Source organism: Photobacterium sp. GB-72 (assembly GCF_003026095.1).
In the GTDB taxonomy this organism is placed as follows: domain Bacteria; phylum Pseudomonadota; class Gammaproteobacteria; order Enterobacterales; family Vibrionaceae; genus Photobacterium.
On sequence record NZ_PYNV01000024.1, the window covers coordinates 1 to 25,507 of the forward strand.

16 protein-coding genes and 5 tRNA genes are annotated in these 25,507 nt (G+C 37.8%); 1 reads left to right on the plus strand and 20 read right to left on the minus strand.

Features of this window, described 5'->3' with window-relative positions; translation table 11 throughout:
• Positions 1-413: 413 nt before the first annotated feature.
• The 15 genes from C9J40_RS19735 to C9J40_RS19805 all read right to left on the minus strand — a co-directional run bounded on the left by C9J40_RS19735 (position 414) and on the right by C9J40_RS19805 (position 24,260).
• The gene (locus C9J40_RS19735; RefSeq protein ID WP_107247766.1) at positions 414-6,851 is read right to left on the minus strand and encodes a DEAD/DEAH box helicase; all 6,438 of its coding nucleotides are present in this window, start codon (positions 6,849-6,851) and stop codon (positions 414-416) included.
• 9 nt (positions 6,852-6,860) lie between these two features.
• Positions 6,861-10,370, minus strand: coding sequence for an STY4851/ECs_5259 family protein (locus C9J40_RS19740; protein WP_107247767.1), 3,510 nt, complete (start codon positions 10,368-10,370; stop codon positions 6,861-6,863).
• Between the two features lie 415 nt (positions 10,371-10,785).
• Positions 10,786-11,118: a hypothetical protein gene (locus C9J40_RS19745; RefSeq protein WP_107247768.1), complete on the minus strand. Its 333-nt coding sequence runs from the start codon at positions 11,116-11,118 to the stop codon at positions 10,786-10,788.
• A gap of 188 nt (positions 11,119-11,306) precedes the next feature.
• A complete protein-coding gene (csm6, locus tag C9J40_RS19750) occupies positions 11,307-12,422 on the minus strand; it encodes a CRISPR-associated ring nuclease Csm6 (RefSeq protein WP_107247769.1) in 1,116 nt (371 codons plus the stop codon).
• A 122-nt stretch (positions 12,423-12,544) separates the two neighbouring features.
• Positions 12,545-14,254: an EH signature domain-containing protein gene (locus C9J40_RS19755; RefSeq protein ID WP_233220337.1), complete on the minus strand. Its 1,710-nt coding sequence runs from the start codon at positions 14,252-14,254 to the stop codon at positions 12,545-12,547.
• A 34-nt stretch (positions 14,255-14,288) separates the two neighbouring features.
• Positions 14,289-14,948 carry an OmpA family protein gene (locus C9J40_RS19760; protein ID WP_107247792.1) on the minus strand — a complete coding sequence of 220 codons (660 nt, stop codon included), beginning with the start codon at positions 14,946-14,948 and terminating at the stop codon, positions 14,289-14,291.
• Complete coding sequence (locus C9J40_RS19765; protein ID WP_107247770.1) at positions 14,948-17,188, minus strand: chemotaxis protein; 2,241 nt, start codon at positions 17,186-17,188, stop codon at positions 14,948-14,950. The genes C9J40_RS19760 and C9J40_RS19765 overlap by 1 nt, the downstream gene beginning before the upstream one ends.
• Positions 17,189-17,199: 11 nt before the next feature.
• Complete coding sequence (locus tag C9J40_RS19770; RefSeq protein ID WP_107247771.1) at positions 17,200-17,538, minus strand: hypothetical protein; 339 nt, start codon at positions 17,536-17,538, stop codon at positions 17,200-17,202.
• Positions 17,539-17,540: 2 nt separating this feature from the next.
• Positions 17,541-18,626 carry an HNH endonuclease gene (locus C9J40_RS19775; protein WP_107247772.1) on the minus strand — a complete coding sequence of 362 codons (1,086 nt, stop codon included), beginning with the start codon at positions 18,624-18,626 and terminating at the stop codon, positions 17,541-17,543.
• The gene (locus C9J40_RS19780) at positions 18,623-19,330 is read right to left on the minus strand and encodes an OmpA family protein (RefSeq protein WP_107247773.1); all 708 of its coding nucleotides are present in this window, start codon (positions 19,328-19,330) and stop codon (positions 18,623-18,625) included. Before C9J40_RS19780 ends, C9J40_RS19775 begins: the two co-directional genes overlap by 4 nt.
• 2 nt (positions 19,331-19,332) lie before the next feature.
• Entirely contained in the window at positions 19,333-21,084 is a 1,752-nt protein-coding gene (locus C9J40_RS19785) for a MotA/TolQ/ExbB proton channel family protein (protein WP_107247774.1), read from the minus strand.
• 159 nt (positions 21,085-21,243) lie between these two features.
• On the minus strand, positions 21,244-22,209 hold the full coding sequence (locus tag C9J40_RS19790) for a hypothetical protein (protein WP_107247775.1): 966 nt from the start codon (positions 22,207-22,209) through the stop codon (positions 21,244-21,246).
• Positions 22,210-22,537: 328 nt separating this feature from the next.
• Entirely contained in the window at positions 22,538-22,861 is a 324-nt protein-coding gene (locus C9J40_RS19795; RefSeq protein ID WP_107247776.1) for a hypothetical protein, read from the minus strand.
• A 1-nt stretch (position 22,862) separates the two neighbouring features.
• On the minus strand, positions 22,863-24,038 hold the full coding sequence (locus C9J40_RS19800; protein WP_107247777.1) for an Arm DNA-binding domain-containing protein: 1,176 nt from the start codon (positions 24,036-24,038) through the stop codon (positions 22,863-22,865).
• Positions 24,039-24,047: 9 nt separating this feature from the next.
• Positions 24,048-24,260 carry a hypothetical protein gene (locus C9J40_RS19805; protein ID WP_107247778.1) on the minus strand — a complete coding sequence of 71 codons (213 nt, stop codon included), beginning with the start codon at positions 24,258-24,260 and terminating at the stop codon, positions 24,048-24,050.
• A gap of 195 nt (positions 24,261-24,455) precedes the next feature.
• On the opposite strand from C9J40_RS19805, the gene C9J40_RS19810 reads away from it, so the two are divergent.
• Positions 24,456-24,680 (plus strand): helix-turn-helix transcriptional regulator, encoded by a 225-nt coding sequence (locus tag C9J40_RS19810; RefSeq protein WP_107247779.1) that lies wholly within the window; start codon positions 24,456-24,458, stop codon positions 24,678-24,680.
• Between the two features lie 200 nt (positions 24,681-24,880).
• On the opposite strand, the gene C9J40_RS19815 is transcribed toward C9J40_RS19810, so the two are convergent.
• The 5 genes from C9J40_RS19815 to C9J40_RS19835 form a co-directional block, all read right to left on the minus strand.
• Positions 24,881-24,956: transfer RNA gene (locus C9J40_RS19815), tRNA-Asn, on the minus strand.
• A gap of 6 nt (positions 24,957-24,962) precedes the next feature.
• A tRNA-Gly gene (locus tag C9J40_RS19820) sits at positions 24,963-25,037 on the minus strand.
• A 19-nt stretch (positions 25,038-25,056) separates the two neighbouring features.
• Positions 25,057-25,141: transfer RNA gene (locus tag C9J40_RS19825), tRNA-Tyr, on the minus strand.
• 9 nt (positions 25,142-25,150) lie between these two features.
• Positions 25,151-25,226: transfer RNA gene (locus C9J40_RS19830), tRNA-Thr, on the minus strand.
• A 46-nt stretch (positions 25,227-25,272) separates the two neighbouring features.
• Positions 25,273-25,363: transfer RNA gene (locus C9J40_RS19835), tRNA-Ser, on the minus strand.
• Positions 25,364-25,507: the final 144 nt, after the last annotated feature.

Genomic DNA, 25,507 nt, shown 5'->3' on the forward strand with positions numbered 1-25,507 from the left:
GCTGCCTCTAATTTAAATTCAGCACTAAATAATCGTCTTGTTCGTTTTGTCATGATGTCACCTATCCATGTTAAGAGGTGATGATATCACCTCTGAGTAGGTGGCCAAATTTAATGTACCACTACACTCATACCTCTATACCATGACATAGATAAAAACACTGTGCGCGCACTACAACTAACTTTATTACGGACTATATAAAGAAAATTAAAAACTATCATTCTATATTATAAATTTAAGTACTTTAAAGATGCTGCAAAGTATTAACCAATACATCGATTGATTGGCATCACAGATGTTTGAAACATTAACAATATCGCCCCATAAATATGGGGCGATACAACATTAAGATTAAATCTTACTTAAAACAGATAAGGATTAGCCTAACAAACTATATTTACTTATATGAACAGTTATGCGTCGAGCTTAACCGCTATAAAAGTTTCCATTCCTGAGTCTTTCAGAACAAAGTTCCAGTTATCAATAGCAGTTGCTTCATTGTCAACATTTTTAAAATCGAACTTTTGCGGATAATCTCTACTACGGCTCCAATAACCCATACCATGATCGAATAACAGTTTAATCTGTTTGCCATCTTTTAAATCGATTCGCATAATTCGACTATGTGACAGCTCCGGCTTACCAACAATGTCACCATACACCTCAATACCAAGAGTGCGTGATGAATTATGGATAAAATCTAGCACATCATTTGAATTTAAAAAGTTATGGCAAACAGATATCGACATTTTTTGCTTGTCATTACTCTTTTTCGGAGCAACAGTATTTATCTCTGAGACAAAATATCCATATCGTTTATTAAACGCAGCTAATATATAGTTAATGAGTACAACGTTAAGTGGACTCACTACATATTGATCACTATAGTGAATGGATTCGATATTATTATTTAGTTTTTCATCCAAAGATTGAATATTACTAACTAATAAATCAACGAAACTGTCACCGAATGAAGTGATACAGCCCTTCAATGTCGATACGTCACTTAAAATAAAGGCGTTTTCATTTAAAGTAGACGCTTGAGCAAGTGCTTCTAGGTTAAATTTACTCGCGTTTATCTTTAAATCTTTTGTAGCAGTTACCAAACAATACTTTTCACCACTTCCCCATTGCTCATTTGCTCCCAGTTGTCCCTGTTCATCGGTCGCATACCAATGTGACTTTGAATCAATTATTAAAGACATAACTGGCTGGCCATCAAAAGCCAGTTCTATTGGTGTACTCAATTGTTGAAAATTGATAATACCAACGGGCATAGAGCGCGCTATCTCCCAAGCAAGGTCAGAGTCTAACGAATCAGCGAGATCTATAGAAAAATATACGTTAACTGGAATCCCTTTAGTCGCTAAGGTAGTAATTTGTTCTCGAATATTCCACTCACCAAAGTTCCACTCTGACGAACTCAAAAATATATTTATCTGACTACAAGAGTGCCCTAATCTAGACAAGACTTGATTAGCACTACTCAGTTCAACTGCAGAAGAATCACCAAAGAAACGCCTTTCAGCAGAAAGAGCCAAGCCTTCAAGAACCTTGCTTTCTTCAAGCTGTTGAATTAAATAATTACGATTTAATATTTTTACATTATGTTGAGTATCGTAATCCAATAAACATGCATGGCAAGCCGTATCACAATTGTTAGGGCACTGTTTCAAATATTCCATCAGTCCTTTAAGAAGCGTTGAAAGAACTTCCGGTATCGAACTCGAAAAGCCTGCTCCCTGAGTCGCGGAGTCAAATATATATAAACTCACCACCTCTTCGAAAGACTCCGTTCTTTTTTTCTTTGTCACTACGCCTAATTCTTGAGTCGTAATACCTTTTACGTCTGAGTACATTTGTCTAAGAGCAACACCTAATGTATACAGTAAGGTCTCATCCATTATCCAATTACCAGAAACTGGATTCTTAAGTTGTAGCTCAAACATTGCAGTATTTTGGGGGTATCCCATGATGAACGGCATTGAAATTTCTTTCTCTGCCTTACTCACCTCACTCAGTTTTACTCCCCAGCCTTGAGTGACACCTTCACAATACAATTCCCCTTTAACTTTAAAACCTTGAAGTCGTTTATGAGTCTTCAATATTTTCGGTTCTTTAGATAACCTTACGTTACCCTTGGGTGTTTTTTCAACAGTCAAAGGCTCTGCTCGACCGCAACACCAACACAAAGCGTATCCACCGCCTTCCCCATCATTATAATGGAAAATAGAACCGTATTCGGATACACGGTAGCGTCCAACGCCTGAATTCGAAAGTGGCTGCCACTGTGAATCATTCAAAGTGACTTTAGGCTCTCTATATCCAGAATAGTTTGGTGATACATAGTTATTATGCAAAGGCTTATTAAAATCAACAACGAAGCCCGCTGGTACAATAAACTCACTCCATGTTAACCTATCACTGTCGCAATCAGTACAACGAATATTTGCTCGTTCAGAACTCACTGACTCAAAGCCAATGTTTCCGCAATGCTCACATTCCCATTGATACTCAATAAGCTGCTCTTGTTTAATATCATTTCCAGAGAATGGCATCTTCCAATTGAGTTGAAGACCTTGAGACTGGTAAACAGCACCATCACGAACAATTTCTGCCCCCGGAGCATATTCCCTAAGTGCAACTTCAAGACCTCGGCTTGGGTACGAAGTTCGATGTTGAGACTTACCATCATCCCTTGAATTATTTTCGCTACGATTGTCCGTAATTAACTGAACGACTCCGGTAGGAAAACCATAGCCAGGCAAATAACCCGTGTTGGCTAACTCAGCAAGTAAATAATCTCGTTCTAAGCGCTTGAGTTGCCTTTCTAACTTTCTCGAAGCGGGTGAAGTACTGTCACTTGTTGCTTCAATTTGCGAGCGTAAAGATTCGTACCTGCGCATCCATTTAGTATGTGAAGATCTTATCGCAATTAAAGCATTATCAATGAGGATACTATTTCGATGAACGGAAAAAATTGAATCGAATTTAAGACTTTCTAAACCAGCAAGTACACTCTCATCATCACGCGCCGAACCAGACAACCAATTTCTAAACGCATTGAATGGGCAAAGACCACCATCACCCAAGAAAAATGCACCAACCTGCATCTTCAAAAGGTTATTGGAACGGCTCTTCTCTACCTTCAAAAAACTTGCGAGTAAGAATGCATTAATATGGCGCTGAACAATAGTTCCACTATCTAGCGATACTTTTGGCACTCGAATCGGTGTCGCAAATGGCCATTTAGGCTCACTGAAAACACGCTCTCCATGCGGTGTGGCTTTACAGAAAGTAAGAGCCAAGGCTGTAGATTCTCTTCGTCGACCAGCTCGACCTGCACGTTGTAAATAGTTCGAAGTGCTCGGAGGAACATTATTCATTGCCACCATACTAAGAGAACCAATATCGACCCCCATTTCCATCGTGGTAGAACAACTGAGAACGTTTAGGTAATCTTTTTTAAACGCTTTTTCAAGACGTTTTAGTTTCTCTGGGCTTTGTTGAGCAGAATGTTCAGCCGCGCGAACTAAAGGCACACCAGCAACTACCCTATCATTAATATCAGACCAACGACCATGATCACGGTGAGTGTTCAAAACGGCTTCGTCAGCTAACCAACGTCTTATATCAGCAGGAGAACTATTGATTATTTCAACTTCAGGGTGACTAATATCCAATGGCTCATCACATCGAACATCATCCAATGTCGATGAGCCTGTTGTGTATGGAGATAAGCCTCTAAAGGTAGTATCTAGCCAACGGTTAGTAATTGGGCACAACCAAGCCTTTTCTATAGGTGCGAATTCAATTTTCTCATCAAACTTTAAGTTATACCCTGAGATTTCATTGCCAGTATTCATTTCTTGTCGCTCAGACAGCGTCAATAATTGAGTACGATTTGTTAGTAAGTGCCAAATAAAAGACAACACTGAGTTAAAAAGTTCTTTCTCATCCTTTGCAATACGGCCTGAACCAAGCTCTAATAGTCGAACCAAACGGTGCTGCAGACCGTTATTAACTACAGGGAATCTAAATAGCGCTCTTTTCTCAAACTCATCCTTGTATTCGTAGTTAGACTCTTTGAGTAATCTTGGGTTAATCTTCGCTCCCATCCAATTGATGACACTCCTATCTATATCAACGAGCGTATTTTCTCGGATATAGAAGTCCATACAAATTTTCAAATAGTTCTTGAGATCTTCAATAGTAAACCCCAAGCTTCGCCACTCTGAAGAGTTCATATCTTCTTCAGAAAGGTTAGCGATTGTTGGATAATGAAGGCTGATTAACCCCATAGATTCCAAGTTATTAGCATTCTTACCACGCCTAGAAAACTCTCGTTTTAGGAATAGATCTGCAAGGTTTTCAGCATCACTCAACAAACCAGAGCGTTTGCGGTACTCCCCAGGAATACGCTCATCATATTTTTCAAGAGCTTTTCCCTCTAACGAATCTAATTCAGCACCAGAGAGCAATTGTATCTCTGGTAAGGCGCTAAGACGCTCTTTTAATTCAGTCCAACTCACTTTTGGGGAAGGTATTTTGTCCAACTGTACAAGATAGTTTTGTTCCATCGGAGCAATAACCACCTCAGGAATACCATTGTCTCGCATTACTTTAATCGATGTTTGCAAGTTTTTTACATCTTCAGGAAGGTCCAGTTCGCCAGACTCTAGAATCGCATTTTTGTAAACCTCACTTCGGGTCCAATTACGCTCTGAATCCAATTGCATCTTCGCAGAAAATCGAGCGGTTCCTTGGCGGCTATCGGTAAAGGTAATTAAACGTTTCCCTTTAAGATCATCACGATTATCACCTGGTATGTGGCGTAACATCGCTGGCACCAATGACCCCATTAAAAAAGGAGAGCCTAACAAAGCTCGCTTGAATTGAGTATTCGGTACATTTTCTACGCCATGGCAGTATGCGCAGCGCAAGCCGTCATCTCGATCATTTTGGTTATAGAAAATATCAAGGTAGCCAGATTCGAAACCTTCAGATATGCGGTTAGTTTTCGGGTCGATGCTTACGTGAGTACAGCCTAGTTGATCATGTGCATTCCCGAGAGCATCCTCTCTTGCAAAGATCTGAACATTTGCCTCAAACTCAGTATCGATACTTTCTTCAGACAACTGATCATAATCATCAATTTCATCGACATAATCGTCAAGCAGATCAGTTTCTCTTGGTTCCAACAGCTTTATACCACCCTTTGCTGTTGTCTTTGCCGCAGCAAGGCTTGGTGTTCCACAATCTTTACAATGAGTTAGCTCAAAAACAGGAGCTCCGCACTCTCCTTCACAATGTGTTCGCTCACTTGTAAAAACCATGCCAAACTTCCAACCATCTTGAAGCTCAGTATTGGCTTTATTACAACAGTTTGGATTAGAGCAAGCCCAAAGACCTCTTTGGGAGCGGTGAAAAATATGAGCTCTCACAGGCAAGAACGCTTGTTGACTATCATCTCCTAGAGGATAAGCAGTTACTGCCAAATCAATAATCTCTAAAGCTTTTTCTAACTCTACATGAGATATACATTCCGATTTACTCAGCTCAAGAATCTTAGCAATCTCTTCGAGTGTATGTGGTTCTCGAGTTAGGAGGTTGCGCATTTCACGAAAAACAAGAAAACTACTCATATAGTCGAAAAGGTCACCCGAGCTCATGTCTTTAGCTTTTTTAAAGCTAAAAGAAGATTCAACCCCTGTTGAGTTAATTTTGGGTACAGAACGATGGCCATTAACCACTTCGACTTGCTCGGGCAATACCCCTGCAACCTTGGCTAAAAACCTTTGAAGATCTCTGTTTGTCTCTTCTTGTTTGTTTTTATCACCAATAGTTGCAGAAGTTGCTACAAAACGAACATCTTTAGGCTCAACATTGTAGGCATGCATAACCCTACGCAGCAGCAGTGCTATCTCTGCGGCTTGAGAACCAACATACGTATGCGCTTCATCCAACACAATCCACTTTAACTTTCCTTGTGACTTGGCAAGAATATCTTCATCCTGCTGACGAATAAGCATATATTCAAGCATTGTCGCGTTAGTTACGAGGATCGGTGGCGGAGAAGACCAAATTTCTTTTCTATTGGTAACCAATTCAGGAGCTGTATTCTTACTGAAGCTCGCATTGGAAATAGCTTTAGATGGGGCTTGAGTCGGCGTTTCACCATTATAAAGAGCAAACCTAACCTTACCTTCAAAGCCACGTGTCCATGCACTCAAGCGCTCTTTCTGCGAATTGATCAGAGCATTAAGAGGATAGAGGAATATCGCCTGTGTTCCCTCAAGTGGTTCTGCACTTCGGTTAGATTGCTTCGCTAAGTCATTCAACAATGGAACGAGAAAACATTCGGTTTTACCTGAACCAGTCCCAGAAGTAACAACCACTGATTTGACTTTCTCAGCAGATAAGTAGTCCCAGGCTTCTAGTTGATGCTTATATGGTGGTCTATCCAAAGGCCAAGTGTAGTCCTCTTGTATGTCCTCAGCCCAACGCTCTTCATTAATTCCTTTAAGACGGTATTTCTCTTTTTCTTCAGGAGAGTCCGGGAAAGGCATTGGCGGTTGCGACAGGTTATTAACGAAAGTTTGCTCTAACTTACCTTGAGTGACTAGCCCGTTAAGATCATTTTCACTGCCTTCTGAAGACCAGCCAAAAGTAGCCTCAAAAACAGGTTGAGCGAAAAAGTCATTACCCTTTCCATATTTGACTTGAAACTCACTTTGTAAAAACTTTCGTAAAGGCGCAGATTTCAACTGAAGTCGGTTAATCACTGCCTGTGACGTAACAGAGGAAAGGTCTTTATATAGAGACTTAAAATTAATTGCTTTTGTAGACATTATTACAACCTATTGCGCTCGTAATTTAACTGCAGATTTTAGTGCAATCGCCATCGATTCTTGTATCCATTCTCGGTCAAACTGAGACAGACGGTTTAAAGCGAAGTTAATCAACCTCAACTCTTCTTCATTAATGTCAGCAGCTGGATAGACACCTGCATTATGAAGGGCAACTTTAACCGGCAGCTCCAATGGAATAGCCAGTCGCGTTGCTTTCGTTTTTTCTACAGAATAATGCTGAGTAAATCCTTTAAGTTCAGCATCCAAAAGGCCTCTCGATAATCTTGTATCAAGAAGTTCTTTTAGCCGAATGTCATTATGTTTGTTTTGAATTTGGGTCAGAAGCTTGCCTTCTTGACGCCTAAAATACTCAGATTTTTGCTTATGAAAATCAGCAATATAAGACGGCAGTTCTTCTGAGGCATAAATTGGTATATCCATCCAACTTGGTTTTATGTCGTATAAAACAAACAGTGATGTATCAACAACGGCTGCAAAATAACTACCTTTGTCAGACAAGTTTTGAAGGCAACTTTTCAACATAGTTTTTTGAATTTTTTCAAACTGATCATCAGGTAGTTGCTCCCTCATCATCAATAGAGATTCCATTGTGCTTTTAGTCGTTAGCCCGATAGCATCAATCCATTGATTTAGAGGGACACTCAACCATTCAAATGGCATATCGAGTGATATTAACCAAACCGATTCAAACTCTTCTAGATTTTCTTGTTTTAGTAACAATGAAGCAAACACGTTTGGATTCGCGGCAAGACGCCTGAAAATATGGAACGTCGTTGGATTTGCAATTGAAAGCTGTTTAACGAATGACTGCACGGTATGCCAATCATTGTGTTGAAGGTCAAACATCAACTCTCCCAAAGCAGCATCCATTTCTGAATAATCAAAGCTCCTTGTCTCAGGGTTGAAGAGTAGATCTCTGATAGATAATTGTAAGCGTGAATAATTGTATTCTTGAATTCCAGTTTCATTCTGAGCGACTAGTACCGCCCTTGGTTGAATCTTTCGATCATTCTTTGCATACACGAACCATGGTCCAGGTTCATTTATCTCTGGCATTGAAAAAAACAACTCTCCTCGTTCTCCTAAGGATTTAACCAGTGGCGTATGCTCACGTGACAGGTCCCATATAGGTGCAGTATAGAGCTGTATTGATTCTGGGTTACGATGATCATGAGCACCATAAATGCGGAGCATAGAGCGATCACCTTTCAAAGAAGCTACAGGATACTTGAACTGTTCGATTGCAGGTACACGTGAATCCAGAAGCTCTCTTCCGGAGTAGAATCTAAATAAAACACGATCACGAGTATCATCAGACTGTGTAAATAGCGCCTGTGCCATACGTGCTAATTCGCCACTTCCTAACGTTACCTTTGATTCAGGGATTTGAATGATATCCGTAACACTTGCTTTAATAGTTTTGTGTTGTATTAGTGCAGCAGACACGCTGATCGAGCTCGACTCTTGACCTAGTTTTACTTTTAAACTACTAGCGTAAAGGTCATCCAAAGCGATCTTACTCCTCCTAGCATTAAGCGTATTACCCTTACTACCGAGCAAGCATACGCCAGATTGCATCGAATCAAATTCAAACGTCAGTGTATTCTTAATGGAGTTGTTCCAACCTAACACAGGGTGAAATGAGTCAGGCATGCTCGCTGGAAGCTGAACTTCAGCAAGGAATATATTATCTATAACCTCGACATCTCTTAACCAGTTTTTTTCACTCTCCACGAAGCCAAGATCGGTATTTTTGAAACCCAAAACTTTTAGCTCAATTTCACCTTTACCATAATGAATCACATTAAAATCAGATGATGCAGGCAAAATCGCGCATTTCATTTGCCACATTACCTGGCCAGCGTTAAACCAAATAACCGAACCAAGACCATAAGAGAATGCATCTGAACTTAATGGCAACAGAGAATCAGAATCAATACTTTTCCAGTACAACTGGGTACTCGGAATAAGTTGAGACTTATTAATACCGAATCTCATCATTCCTGTAGGTTTACCCTCGAATACATATTGGTGCGAGATTGCCTCGTGATTTCGCACTCCCTCCAACCAACACGTAACATCTTGGGCTTCCTCAGCGCCAGTTTCTACTTCAATGAAACCATAATCTAGTTGGACTTTTGCCTTGCCAACAACGCGGAAAACATCTCGCTCTAAACTCGGAATACTTCCAACTTTTTCAACTTTTGATCGAGAAGTTGCAGGTTCAACTGAACCGGCGTGAACAATTAGTGCTGAGGCTTGTTTTACATGAACATTACCTTGACCAAGATATTGAGACTTTTCACCTTCAGCAGAAAAAATCCAAGGTAGAGCTTTATTTAGTTCTTCACCTCGGTAGTACGTATCGCTATTAAATTTTCGGCCATCACTCCAAAGCTCATAACCAATATTACTCGCAGCATCAATATTATAAAAATGAGCAAACTTGGTTATGACTTGCCATCTTTGATTGGCGTAACCTTTTAGATTAAAAGATGCTGTTCTTGCACGTTCTCCCGTAGTAGTTTGTGTATATAAATCAAAAAACTTAGGTAAATTTTCAAAAGCCAGTACACGAGATAAATCTTGAGGGTGAATAGTATGGTTAACATAAGTTTCTGCGACTAAGTCCCAATTCCCCATATATTCTCGTAAATAACGCTTAATTCTAACTGGGTTCTGTTCACGGCGAATAATTGCTGACGTTTTACGAACCAAACGACCAATTAATTCATAAGCCTCTTCATCACAAAGCAAAAATGGGAGTTCATCCCTCCACTTTGGATGTCGAACATTTAATGCAATTACAGGATCAGACTCCCCGTGTAAATGGTAGCTATCTCTATATTCCATTAGTTTTGTAATTAAAACCGTAGCTAACCTTGCGAAAGGAGGCTGCTTTAGCGTTTCTGGCAGAAGCTCAAGTTGCTGCTGTGCAATATCGCTGATTTCAGAAGTGTGGTAAAACAACGCATACTGGGAAATAACCTTGTCCAAATATTCTGGTACGGGCCCACTAGTTAATCCAACTAGGCCAGACCGGGGGAATCCACCTTGACAATATAAGGTTGCAAAATATTGATTTGCAGAAGATGTAGAATAAAGATCAATACCCCAATATTTTAGTCCCGCTTTTACTGAGTCATAAATATAAGTGTTCAACTTATTGTTATGCAATATTTCGATGCTACGAAGAACAACAGGCCATCGCTCCTTTCCACCCGTAAAGTTTCTTTGAATCCATGTAGCTAAATAAAGCGTGAATATTTGATCAAACTTTTTACCACTACCAGTACAAGAGTAGTGATTAAATATAACTGAAGGTTCTTTCGCTCTGAAAAGTGACTTTAACAGCTTATTCATTTGAAGCAATTCTTCATCAGTAACCTTTAACGACCATAAAGGCATTCCATCTGTTGGCCTAGGTCTTACAGATTCAAACTGGTTAAACCATGTTTGCATTGAAATCACTGGATTTTGAAAATTCTCAATTATCATTTTGATTACTTTTCTTTATTTTGAACTATTACTCAACTTCAGAAGAAGTGAACACTTCAGTCATACTCTTGCTTTCCAGATTATGTAAAGCTTATTACAATTTCAAAATATTTAATTTCGTAAGAAAACATTTGGTAAAATGTATGCTTATGATGATACTTAAAGATAAATATAAGAGTATTAACGTTTGGTCTTGCTTAAAAATCATTAAGCAATAATGATATCCACTCATATTTATAAAATCCTTGACCTGAATAACAAAATAAAAATTGTTTTTCTCTTATCTATCGCATTTTTGTATATGAATATTAATAAGTTACATAAATAAAACTAAAGCCAAAAAACTTCAATACTTCAATACTTCAAAAACTGTGGCTTAAACGTTAGATTAAAAACTAAAATGATTTAGCTATTATTAGAATTTATAAAACTCCAAAAACTCATTAAGCTCAGTGTCACTGGCGACTTTGATGCGAATGGCTGCCTGTCCTTTTCCCAGACCAGGAACAGGGTATGTATTGCTATGTCGTCCCTTATCTTCTGAATAAACCTGCTTTTCCGCTTTAAGATCACTCATGATGTCATCATTAAATGGTACCCATACCCATGCAAACTCATTATGCGATGGACTATCCGTTTGAACAGCAAGTCCAAAGCCTAAAGTAATCGTCCAAGAAACTAATTTTTTAGTTTCACGTGTTGGCTCGCCAATCAACGTCGTTAAACGGTCAATCAATGCATTTTTCATGTATCACCTCGTTAATAAGTAAAGACATGAAATAGATTAGATTAAATCGTCATAGATATATTTTCGTAAGCTTACAAACTTAACATTTGATGTATTACTCACAATCACAAACATCTAAAAAGAATATAACTATTAGAACTTTCTCAAAGCATGAAAGAAAAAACCTAAAACGATTTCCTCTCGTTAAGTTAAATTAAAACACTAACAGCTAAAGATAATGTGTAATAACGTTGTTCAGTACCTTCAGATAATGATTTTATTTCTAGTTTATCAGCAGCTGGCGAGGGTAATTCTTTCCTAAGCTTACTATTTATGTTGGAACAAATCGGCTGTATAAATCCTTTTTCCATGCCTTTTAATGTGCTGTGTTCCCCTTCTTTAAAATCTTCTGGGGTGGTGTTAAAAGTATTATACACTCGAGGATCAGAAGCGATTGAGCAATAGCTATCTAAAAAGCCAATACTGTGCGTGATATCATCTTCAAAATAACGATCAACAACCAAGCCATCAGTACCTTTTTTCATCAACCATATATAAAAAGCGAGCTCTTTTGCGGTGAGTTTTATATCGACACCTAATACAGAGATTAGCTTGGCTGAAATATTAATCATAACCTGCAGTTCTCCGTCATGAGTTGCATTAAGCATACCCACAGTTTGACTAAATGATAAATTCGACATAGATGCTAACAAACTTGGTTCAACGAATGAGCGCATCCTAACAAAAGGGATTTCAGCCAAAGTCACCGTTGCCTGGCTAAGATCCACTTCACCTTGTTCATTCTTTCCAGTTACCCACTTTGTCTGTTTGGTCGGAAACCAGAAATCACGTACAAATTCATAATGATCATCCACGAACACATGACTCAGAGTATCTTGCTCACGCCCAAACATCGACATGGCATAACCGAAATAAAATGCCATAGTCTTTCGCCCACCAGCCAGAGAGGCATGAATACTCACATTTTGATTTTGTGATAATTCATAGACTTTACGCGTTATAAAATTCGCCATTGAAGTTTGATCTTTAATCGACTTAGCATCATCAATATACTCGCCATGTTCATCTTCAATCAGCCAGATATGACTTTCATCAAATTTGAAATCTGGCAGTTGGTATTCATCTCTGAGTGCCTGTAAATGGCCATCTCGAAACAAGCCATTAGTCAACGTATTCAGGCTACTTTGAGTTGTAATGACGTATATTTCCTCAGGAAATGGTCGCCCACTTTGATGAAGGGCAAACAAGGTTTCAGTGAGAACTTGCGGGCTCTCACCCGTTGTCGATAAAAGAATGTTTTTCATAAGACTGCCTAAAACAAAGTTTTAGGCAGTTTAAAGGTATTTTTTATTAGGCACCATGACCAGTAACACAGTTAGTCATTTAATGAACATTTAATGCTCTTATTCCTATGTTTATGCATTTTTTAATAGGATATTCGGAAACGATTTGCCGTTTCAATCGCTTCTTTGTGCCCTTTAGATGCTGACTTACCTATCCAATCCTGACCATACTGTCTTGTTTTTAAATCACTTTTATTTCCAAGCAACATGGACCGCCCTAATTGCCACATAGCCTCGGAGTTACCTTGATTCGCCGCTTTTTTTATAAAAAAGTCATAATCTTCAATATTGCCTAGTTGTTTAGCCATTAATGCTTTTGATAAATACAGCGTGCTCTTTTGCTCTAAACCTCGTAGCTCACCAAATTTTCCTGTTTTAAGTTCACTTGCCCAGAAGCTTTCAACCCATGACTCTAAAGCTTGTTTACGTTCTTTCATCATTGATTCTGGTGGTGCCGTTAACAAGCCGATACCATCTTGATATTGATTACTATCTGGTGGTAGCCCTTTAAAATAAGGAATGTTGACGTTAGGCTCAATTTTAAATTTCGTTCGTAACAGCTTTTCACAGAAATATTGCCATGCTGGCAAATGGTCGTGTACTTCTTGTTGTGACATAGAACGAATTTCAGAAATCATTAATGCTCGGCTATCAAACAAACGTTGAGCATTCCAATCAGTATTTTTGAAAAAACGTGTTTCGCTAAGAGCTCCACGAAGAAACTCAACCGCAATGATATTTCCGAGCTCAAAGATATAAACCTCAGAATCAAGTAGATCTGATTCATTAATATCATCCACAAAAGGCGGCAAACCATTATTCATTTCTGCGACAAAATGGAAGCTAGCTTTGGGCAGTAGTACTCGAACACGTTCAAAACGGGAACTATAATTAGACCAAAACATAGATCGGCTTCGTATCTGACGAGTTTGCTGATCAGTAAAACCTAGTACCTCTGCCGCTTGTTCTGAATAAAGCGCTGATGAAATAGCTCGCAAATCAAAATAGTTAGAAAGCTTAAATTTTTTCTTTAAAACATGCTTTACTGGTGTTTTCAAGCGATTCCAGAAATTCTGTTCTTGCACTGGTAAGCAATTAGAAATGATCATCTCTTCACATAACTTACCGTAGCGAAACTGATCAAACTTCATGATGAATAACTCACAAAAATTAATCTTCTGATGGGTTGTCTTTAATGATAAATAATTCTTATGAAGCCAGATGTCATCGACATCACTTAGGTTGCCATCTTTTAAGCATGACAATACTCCATTATTAACAGCAGACAGGTAACTATTCGATAGTGGTAGGCGTAAATACTTGATAAAAGAAATAACTGTTTGTTGGCGCTCATAGCAATATTGTGCCAATTGGAAGTAATCTTTCTTTTCTAATGCTAATAACCAATCAATTCTCATTATATTTAGAGGATCAAGGCCTTTAGCCGTTCTCGCTATTGCCATTGTCTCTTTGAGATTATTAACAATACTGGTGGGTTTTCCATCTAATGCTAACCCTACTTTAAATAACGCAATATCCCCCAATGTTTGATGCGTCACTATTGTTTGCCACGCCGCAATACACGCCTCGATATTTTGTTCTTCATCAAGTACATCCCACTGTTTAGTATCTTCAATAACATCTAACCACTCAAAAATAGAGATTTCATCACTACGCCCGTCATTCACAAGGCGAACAATTTCAGTGAGTTGCTTAGATGGAAAACTGGGTAATACAACTTTATCTATCCCTTCTAGATAGTCATCAAATGAAAGTCTTTCCACACTATTCATGTCAGGTATTTTCGGTAAAGAAAACGAATAGCTATTATTTTTCAACTTGCTGTACCTCTGAAAAGTGACCTAAAAACTCATCATCTTTAAATTGAAAACGAAACTTCACTTTGCGATCAGCTGCAACAACTTTGCTCTGATTCGCTTCCAATGGCCCACGACCAGAAATAACAACTTTATTAAAAAATTGAGATTTATTATCGAAATTCATAGCGTTTATAAATGCAACAACGCTATTTGCTCTCATAACACTAAGTTCCATGTTTCGATTAAAAGCCCCCTCGGAGCTAGAATGCCCTTCAATAACAATTCTGCTTACCTCGTCCGAGGTAGCTTTTGATTGAAAAATCACATCGGAATAAATAGGTACAAATTTATTTAAAAATTCTTTTCCAGAAGGCTTAAGCGTATAGTCATTTAAATCGAAAAGTATTGAGTCAGTAATAGAGATATCACCAGTATCTGAATCAGCTTGAACCTCAATACCCGCAGTATTTAAAGCATCATTGATCCCCTTAATAATAACGACACGGGTATTTTGGCTATCTTCATAAACCTCTGAAATTTGAACGAGGGCGCTAATCAATAAGAGAGCAAATATCATTAGCAAAACTGACATTAAATCTCCCACGGATAACCATACTCCCGAATCATCGGCATCTGCTGACCGATGAGCAGAACCTGTACTGCGCATCATGCTTCCACCTGATCCGATTCAAATTCACGACGTTGTACCTGGGCGTTAATTAAATACCCAGCAGCTTGTGAGAGTTTGTTATGAATAGCACTCGCTGATTGATCAAAATCTTTAAAGAAGGTTTCAAAGCTTTCATTGGCACGAGAAAAATATTCATCCATGGCTTTTGGCAAGTTTTCAGTGACGTCCACAAACGTGGCTGATGCTTGTGCATACTCTTTTTTAAGCAATCCTATTTCACGACTCATTGTTTGAGCCGCATCTTGTAATTCAGCCATTTTAGATGCTTCATTTAAACCAATGGCTTTTGCTACACGTTCAACCGTTCCTGCTGAAGCTTCGAGTTTTTCATACTGAGCGGTTAATTCTTGCAGTAAGTTATGTCTTGCTTTGTACTCACTTTCAAATACATTACGGAAATTATCGACAACCTCATTTAAACCGTTACGTTGCTTACTTAAACTATTTTCTAATAAGTTATTTTGCTGTTCAAAGTAGTGAGAAAGGTTTTGCTGATATTGTAAACGGAAAGCTTCTAATTCTTTTTGGACAGTATCAGACATCGATTTCACTTTCTCATCAATATCACCTAAGCCTTGCTGCAACTCATTACTTGCAGTTTGCATCACACTACTGGCTTCGAACCCAACCAATTTAATTGCATCAGCTTGCTCTTTGAAAATAGCTTGTGCATCTTTAACTAATGACCCAATTCTATTTTCCATTTCACCCAATAAATATGACTCTTCTTCACGACGTTTTTGTACTGAGACTTCAAAGTCTTTTTGCGTTTGAGATATTAATTCAGATGCCACTTCCCCTGTTTTTTTAATAACAGAAGTTTGATTATCAAATGATGACGATATTTCAGAAAGCAAACCATTAACTCGACTCGTTACATTCTCAAACAACTCTTTTTCTGATTTATTTCTACTATCCAGTGCAGATTCTAACGAGTCTTTCATTTCCACAAATGCGCCAGATGCACGAATGGCGCTTTTTTCGAAAGCTGAACGTTGAGTCTCCATACCTTGTGAGGCATTCTCTAGCATTAACTGAACTTCGGTAGCAATAGATGACATCGCGCCTTGTGTATCATCTTTAAAGTTATTAAGGATATCTTTTAGAGACACTGCAAATGCTTGAAGTTTAATCATCGTCTCTTTTTGGAACTCATTGATTGTATTTACTGTTTCAGCAGTACTTATTACAACTTGCTCTACATTACTATTTAATTGGGCTGTCACCTCATTACTACTGATGAGAGCTTTACTCGTTTTATTCAATTCTTCTGAGATAGGAGTGATAAGCTCTACTTTCATCTCATTAACCAATAATTCAATTAGCTCCTTGTGTGATTGTTCTTTGATATCTTTAAGCGTCGCTAATTCTTGTTTTATTGCCTCTAACATTGGATTCATTGTTAGAGCAATAGACTCGGATAGTGCTTTCGATACTTTCTCTGAGATCGCATCCCCATTAAATGAGCTCCCTAACTCTATGAGTGATGTTGTTGCTGCATCCATCTTATGACCCATCACTTCCATTGCATGAGTAGAGCGTAACTGCGCATCCAATACTTCTTCTTGCCCTTCGTTTGAAATATTTTTCAAATAATAAATAGGGCTTGCTTCAAAATATTGAAGTGATATTTCACTGGTAAACTTACTTTGTGCTTTAGCCAATGAGCTAGATGAAAATTTCATTAATGCCATGAAGACAGCAGAAGTACTTAAGCCTGCTAGCGATGTGTAAAAAGCCGTTTTCATTCCCTCTAACAACTCAGCAGCAGACGCCAAGAGTGCTTTTGAATCTCCTGCCATGCTAAATTCACTTAACCCTAGCGTAATACCAAGAAATGTACCGGTGATACCAATACTCGTTAATAATGCGGGAACTAACTTATAACGGGATGAATCAAACATTGGAAGCATTTGTGATATAGGGGATTTTGTTAACCAAAGTTCACCTTTACTTTCGATTTCTAATCCTTTGTTTGATGGTGAGTACACCAGATGATCTGTTACCCATACTAATTGTTCTTTGGTTAAACTAGACAGCTCTATAAAATTGGATTTCGTATTTAATTTTATATTTTTTATTTCATTCAGATTTTTTTGTGCTCGAATAATTGATAACAACTCTCTACAAAAGAAAAATAAAAAAACTGCAACGATCGTTGAAATAATGGCATCAGTTACCCAATCGCCAGAAATAAAAGCTAAATGATTAAACATAACAATTATGCCTATAAGTTAAGGAATTTTTGAATTTCTTGCATTGTTAGTATTTCTTCGGCAACCCGAACAGGAAGGTGTTCTACATCTATTTTTTCACTTCCATTAATAACAATGCTTTTACGTAAACGTACGCTATACATATCTTCACTTTTGTCATCATTATCTGTAGCAACAATCAAGTAAGTGTCATCAGGAAATTCTCTTAATAACGTCGCTTGTAATGATGATTTTGTATAACGAAGAGACTGAGTAATAGAAAAGTCACTTCCAAACTCTTCCCGTGATAATTTCCACGCATGATTAATTGTAATTATTCGAGTAATTAAATCTTCAAGGCTAATATTCATGATTAATACCTTAAATTGTAACTTTTTGATTTATAGCTATCTAAGAAGTCATTTATACCCACAACATCCCATCCATTATTTCTCGCATCGTCAATATCATTACTTGATATAGCAATACCAAATTTATGTTTTGGCCATGCTAATTCAAGACGAGCAGCTAATTCACCAAAGTTATCTTCAACGAAATAATTGATCTCAGGACGTTGTAAATAGGCTTGTTGACACGCATGTAGAACACCATGTACACCAGGATCAGAGTAATCAAATAACTCTTGCCACTCATTTAATACATCAAATAAGCCTTGAGCTTTACGTAAATCATTTATAGTTTGACGCTCACTATGACTAAGAGCCATATGCTCATGCTTAGGTTGCTTACTATGGCAATCAATACATAGAGCTTTTAAATTAGAAGGACGATTATCAGATTTAACGCCACTGATATGATGAACATGTAATAATGCCCGATGGGATCGCATGTCAACTTTACACTCTTCACACTCAAAGTTTTTTTCTACTCTGTAATGAGATGAAACCTTAGACCAATCATCCGTATAGCCACTTTTTGCTGTTTCGGCTAATCGAGAAGGCATATGTGGAAAGAAAGAACTATACGTAGAGAAAAACTCAACCATATTAAAATGTTGAACAATTGGACCTATTTGAGTCGTTGTATTACAACCTTTATAGTTGAGCTTACGTAAACAATTCTGACAGACTTTCAATCTCGCTTTGGTTTCACCATAGCTAGTATCGACAATAAATTCACCCGATGTATTATTTGTAACAACATATCGCTCAAACCTTCCGCTTGAACGCATACTTTGTAATGTTGAACAATCAGAAATGTGAAACCTAGCACTAGAACCATTCGCTTTTATATATAATGTGACATGGCGTCCTTTGTAGCTTAATAAGCCTGATTCAACTTCGACATCTTTTAGTTCTACATCTTTTCCTTGTTCAAGCTCTGCTGATATCTTATCTATATGCGTTTCTTGAAGTGCTAAGGTAAATGTTCCTTTTTTCTCAGGTTCCATTACTTCAATGGCCTGCATTAGTCTTCTTAGATTAAAAGTCAGCTTCACTCTGCCCCCAAAATCTTGAGAATCTGCTCTTCCGCATTCGTTATAACTCGAAACGAGACTCGGCGAGAGCGTTCTTCATCTTCTATACCTTCTTTAACGACAGCTTTAGATGATGAATAACCGACAGCAGCAACATTATTTTTTACCCACCCATAATGTTCAACTCGCACTTTTTCTAACTGCATTACATAACCAAGAACAGCACGGGTACGTGATTGGGATAGGCTCATATTATTAAAGTAAGCTTCGTAGTCACTAGATTCACTGCTCCATCGGCTAGATGTATGCCCTTCAATTTTAATCTCTTGGATGATCGATTTATATTGCTCTAGTACCTCAAGATACCTTGGGAAAAAATCATCTAAAATATTCTGGAACTGTTGAGTCAGGTTAGATTTACCATTAGCAAATAAGACATCTGGAGCAGTAAAGTTAACACTGAGAGTATCCCTATCAATTTCAGCGCCCCATTTTATCAAATCTTGTTCAAACTCATCGAGTAATGAAATATAAATAGCTTGTTGAGTCTTTTGATATGTTTCTGCTACTTCCTTTATTTTGTCACGCTCCACCATAGCATCGCGCATTAATGCAACAGAGATAAAAAGAAATACCATCATCAACCCAGCCATAAGGTCTGAAACAGACATCCAGTGCTCACCACTGTCACTTACCGCTTTGTGCTTTCCAAACAATTTATCCATAATTAAACTGCAACTTTGCTATTAACAACATTCGACATTTCACGAGTTAACTTTTGGTAATCACGTGTAAACTGTTGGGTAATTGTTGCTAGAGCCTCACCCATCTCATTCATCGTTCGGTTAATTTCTTGTTGCATTTGAAGATCAAGTACCTCAACCTGCTTTTCTACTGCACTTCCCGTTTTACCGACAGATTGCGTTATTTGATCTTCTAAACTATCAAACGTTCTTCGTACCGCTTGTGCTTGTACTTGAAAAACTTCTTCCAAAGTCGTTTCTAAACGATCATGAAGTTTCGTGATAGCATTTGTGGTTTCTGCCTGTAAATCTCTGGTGCTATTTAACAGCTCTTGATTTGCTTCTTTTAAAACAGTGCCAGTTTGTTTCGCATCATCTTTTATATCTGCAACAAGAACACGCATTTCAGCATTAAGCTCTGTAAACGCATCTTCTAATTGTTGCTTAATCTGCTCTGTTGCATCAGTCAGATTGTTCGTTGCATTATTCAAACCACCAGTTGCTGTTCCTACTTGATCCTGTATGTCAGATGATGCTTCAGCTAACTTTCCACTTAATGTTTGAGAGCTTTCAATTAATTGCGTTGAAACTTTTTCTGCACCATTCTCAATATTTAAACGAAGAGTTTCTGCGCTCTGGGTTGCTGTATTTCCAAAGTTATCAATAACTTTTTGAGACTCAACAAGCATTGATTCATAATGTTCTGATGCAGCCTTGACGGATTCACCGATAACCGAAATAGTATTATCCATTTGCTCACGAATTTGCGGCATAGCTTCAACAGCTTTATCACGGAGATCTTTAAATGCCTCTAAACGATCTTCAAGTTCAGTAACTTGTCCATGACCTAATTCCATTACCTGATGAAGTTTCTCCATCGTTGCTGGAATTGATTCAGCTCTTTCATTTATACTGGCAACAGATCTTTCCGTCGAAGAAATCGCATCTACCCCGAGCTGATACTTTGTAGCCATGTCTTCTAATTGATGACGATAGTTCTCCTGCCAATCAACTAGTTTTTTAACTGACTCATCTAAACGTTTAAAATTCTCACCGAACTGCTCAGTAAGTTTATCGTTAAATTCAACAATCACTTCTTTTAACGCGTTTATGACTTGCTCTGTTGCTGATTTCGATAATAAATCACCAAACTCATCCATTTTAATCCAAAGTGAGTTTTGGAATTCTTCAGCATGAGTCATTTTTAATTCTTGATATGAAGCATTTGATTTTTGTGCGTCATTAAAATCAGTTCTTAGTTTTTTTATCTGAGACGCCAATGATGAGTCTTCATCTCCTTTAATAGCCAATAAAAGTTCATTTGTACTTTTAAGTTGCTCCGACATTACAGAGAAGATATCTTCTGGTCCTACAGCTTTAGATTCTTCTTCTTTTTTAGATGGAATGGCACCAATAATTGCCTTATAAACAATAGAACCCGCCATACCGACCAAACTAGTTAGAAATGCAGTTTTTAATCCTGCAAGAAGAGCTTCGATACTTCCATCAATATTGGATGGATTAAAATCCATAAGGCCGACAACAATACCGGCAAACGTACCTAAAATACCTAACGATGTTAGAATATTTGCAGTACTTGCGGTAAATCTAGGAGCTTTTCGAATAACAGCTAAAAATATAGATAATAGTAATAGAGATAATATAAGATATATGAATAAGTCAGATATAAATTCAGCGCTATAAGAAGCGATAACAGTTGCGAGTAATTCAGTCATGTTAAAAAGCCTGTATATTGGAGGATTGCGAGTCTAAATTAAATTAGATGTATGAACTAGCTTTTATAATTAAAAACAAGACTCAAATAACATAAATAAAAACAAACAGTTAATTACAAAAAACATATTTTGTAATTAACGTTTACAATAAAATACAATTTATGCGGCATCTAACCTCGAAATAATAAGCTCTAATGGCAAATCTTTTTCTTTTATCATTGCAATCACTGCTTTAATATCATCTTCGCGATTTTGGGTCATTGCTTGATTAATATCGTCGATTAATTTAAGTGACTGCGATTTAGATAAGCCTCGTAATAGAGAAACTCGATTATTAGAAGGCATCGCCATCAACTCTAACGCTGAGCTTTGTTTAATCTGCTGTACATTACGGTCTATTTGAATATTCGTTAATTCATCTGATTGTTTAGCGAACACATTTGGCTCACAATCAACTTCCACTTCAGGCTCTTGCGTAAACTTCGGCTCATGAACATTTTTTAATGCCTCTTTATCAACTATTGCGAGCTTCTCCTGATATTTAGTTTTACTTTCCAGTAACTCAGAGTAATACGCTAATGTCGGCATCATAAAGTTCAGATGCGATCCAATTTTAGCCTCAAGGCTCTTCATTTCTTTTGGCTTTATATAACCACCTTGACGACGGGATTGCAGAGCAAAAGATAATGCATGTTTGATCGCTTCGCTGCGAAAAGCAGAAACAACATTAACAGATTTTTCCTCAAGGACTTTTTGCTCTTCCTGTGACTTCATGACTTCTAAGCGCGTACGAAGAGATTTAACACAGTTCTGAATCAATTTATCTTGAGATTGTTTAAAAGGCGTTGGCAGTAAAATTTTAACTACGCTGGTATCTTGTTCAATATCTAATGTTTCTTTACTCGCTTTCACCTCTCGCTTCACTTCAGCCATAAAATTATTAATCGATTTACAGTCAGAGGGCGTCGAGCCTGTAAATAATGGTTTAGGTACTCCATCAATTAAAACTTTTAAATGATTGGTTTGTGTTTTCTCATAAGTAAATGGGATCTCTGCACCGAGAAAATCAGATAAGAATTTAATCGCACGCTTTTGGTATTTGCTGTAGTTAGTTTGCTTACACATGACTATTTCTCTGTATGACTGAATGGGCTTTGAGAAACATCATATTCAGTTATCAACTTTTTTGAGATTCGTAAGCTTGCGAATTTGTGCTAATAAATACTTTTACGATATTAATATTCCCCTTACAGCAACACTCGTCCACATATGATCTGAGCTCGCTTTCATTTCAAATTGATTTAATGTGTTAGTAATCTGCTGATGAAATATTCCTTTTGCTAACCAATATGAGCTAAAGCTTCATCACCTACAGGTTTATTTAAAAATGGGCTCATAGGTAAAGACTGTGCGCACACTGCAACTAACGTTATTACGCACTATTTAAGGAGGGTCAAAGATCGCAATTATTAATATAAAGATGAGAGCTTAATGTTATTTTTCGCTGCATCTTTTCAAGGATCCAATATGGCTCTCTTGCAAATAGATTTTCTTTACTTAGCATTAAAATCATTAACACTTCGTCTCGAACAGAGGTAATAAATAAGTGTTGTGTTTCACGACTGAACTTTAAAAATTCTACTCGATTTTCAATGAACGAATACAACTCGTCTCGCCAACTCTGAATATCTGCAATAGTGAGTTTTTCAAAACTCTCTCCATTGACAACATCTAAACATAAACTCGCACAATGAACGGTTAAAGATGAGATTTGCATACTAACGTCCCCCATTATTTAGAAAGTATTCAAAAGCACTACCATCACGACGTGTAAGGTTAGGAACAAAGCGAGAATAAACACGAAATAACATGGTAGTTGTACTGTGCCCCATCTGCTTTGCTATCCACTCTGGAGATTCACCTGATGCAAGCAATAACGTCGCATAGGTGTGTCTGGTTTGATAAGGATTACGGTGACGAAGACCTGCAGCATCAAGCGTGGGATACCAAATAGTTCGAGACACAACAGGATAACAAAATGGTTTGCCTTTGCTGTTTACAAATACAAAAGTAGAAGTTGTGTGTTTACTTTTTTTATGTTCTTGTAGTGCATCGACAACACGATCAATTAAATCAATATCTCTGTATGAGCTTTCAGTTTTCAGCTCTTTTAGTTCGTTACGAGAAAGTGCTTGTTTTACTTTGATCGTTTTATTTACTAAATCGATATCTTTCCACTGTAGTCCGTCAATTTCCCCCGTTCTCATCCCTGTCAAAAAACGGGTGGTATAGTAAGCTTTATAAGCATCTGGAACGGCATTTAAAAAGCTCTCTACTTCATCAAGATGAAAGGGATCAATAACTGTTCGACCAACTTTTAACGCCTTGATATTTTTCCATGGTGAATTAAAGTCATACCTATCTGATGCTTCATTCAATAGCTGACGCAATGGCGTCATAATGTGATTGATTCTTGAAGAACTTAGATATTCCCCCTTTCGTCCTGGAACTTGAGATAAAATAGAGCGAAACTGAAGAATCTTCTGTTTGGTAATAGTGCTAATCTTTTGATTACCAAAGGCGGGGAGTAAGTATTTTTCAATAACGCCAGAGACATCAATATAATGCCCTTTTGACCATTCAATCTTTTTTTCAGCTAACCAGATATCCGCGAAAACACTGAGTAATGGTGAATTATGCGTATCTATTGCAGCAATAGATTGTCTCTTCCTCTCATCAATCAAACTGAAGTGTGCTGCTTTTTTACTTTTAGGAAAATACTTCCCGTAATCAAAAATATCTAAGACAATTTCAGCTTCAATTTTTTCAAGTAGTTGATTCAAACGCCGACGATTAATCGTATTATCAGCCAAGAGGGTATATTCTCGACATCGCTCTCCTCGATATCGAAAATCTAAGTACAGTTTATTTTTACGTACATTGACACTTCCCATTTATTCCTCCTACTTCCCAGTAAGTAAAGAAAATGAAGTCACTCCATTTAGCATCTCTTCTTCAACTCTTTCCCAAATAAAGAGAATTTTTCTACCACCAAATGGACGTATGTAATGCACACCTTCAAAAAGCACCTGATCTTTCAACTGCTCTCTAATAAAGCGTGCATCATATTTGATTAATAAAGACAACTCTTCTGCTGTTAAATAAGCAAACCCCATGTAACCTCCACAGTTACCATATGTACCTCTTAAGAGTTATTATTAACCTCAAAGGAAACCCTGTCAATATCAAAATGAACCTTTAGAGGTACATTTAAGGTCTTTTAAGATATTAATTACTTCTTTTTAGTAGCTAGAATAAAGTCACCATTCTGAGTTAGACTTTACACATCAGAGAGTTGTGGAATTAAGAAAATGATTAAGTGCCATTTATCAGCAATCATGGGTGCGAAAAGATTAAAAATTGCTGATGTTGTAAGAGATGCTGAAATAAATAGAAACACAGTGACACGTCTCTACCATGAAACGAACAATAGAATTGATTTCGATACACTTGAAAAGCTATGCCGCTATCTAAACTGTGAAGTGGGCGATTTACTAGAAATTACTGATGATGAAGATGACCATACATCCCTATAGGGAGAAGGATTGTTTTTAATCAAAATAGGATTAGAAAACTTAATGTGTCGGAAAGCGACTCCTCAATATAGATGGGCACTTTCCCTAAATGTTCAGGGCGACATATGGTCCCCATTTGGTCTCAACCTATATTTTGTCGTTTTTTGTATGCCAAATTTCAGACGTAAAAAAGCCCGCAATTGCTTGCGGGCTTTTCTATTTGGCTCCTCCTGCTGGACTTGAACCAGCGACATACGGATTAACAGTCCGCCGTTCTACCAACTGAACTAAGGAGGAATTATTTGGAGCAGGCAGCGGGAATCGAACCCGCATCATCAGCTTGGAAGGCTGAGGTAATAGCCATTATACGATGCCTGCTAAGCATCTCTGCAAATTATGGTGGTGGGGGAAGGATTCGAACCTTCGAAGGCAGTGCCGGCAGATTTACAATCTGCTCCCTTTGGCCACTCGGGAACCCCACCGAAATTTAATGGTGCCGACTACCGGAGTCGAACTGGTGACCTACTGATTACAAGTCAGTTGCTCTACCTACTGAGCTAAGTCGGCACTAAAATTTCGTTTTATCATCAAGCCTAAGCTTAACAACTAAATATGGCGGAGAGATAGGGATTTGAACCCTAGATACGCTATAAACGTATGCCGGTTTTCAAGACCGGTGCTTTCAACCACTCAGCCATCTCTCCGTAAGTGCGATGAATAATATCGAGCTAACTTGCTGCTGTAAAGGGAATATTTTGAAAAAAAAATCAATTAGTCAATTATCAATCAAATATGAGGTAGTCATTCAAAAAAACATCACTCCCCTGCGATTTACTGCTTTTCAGTTT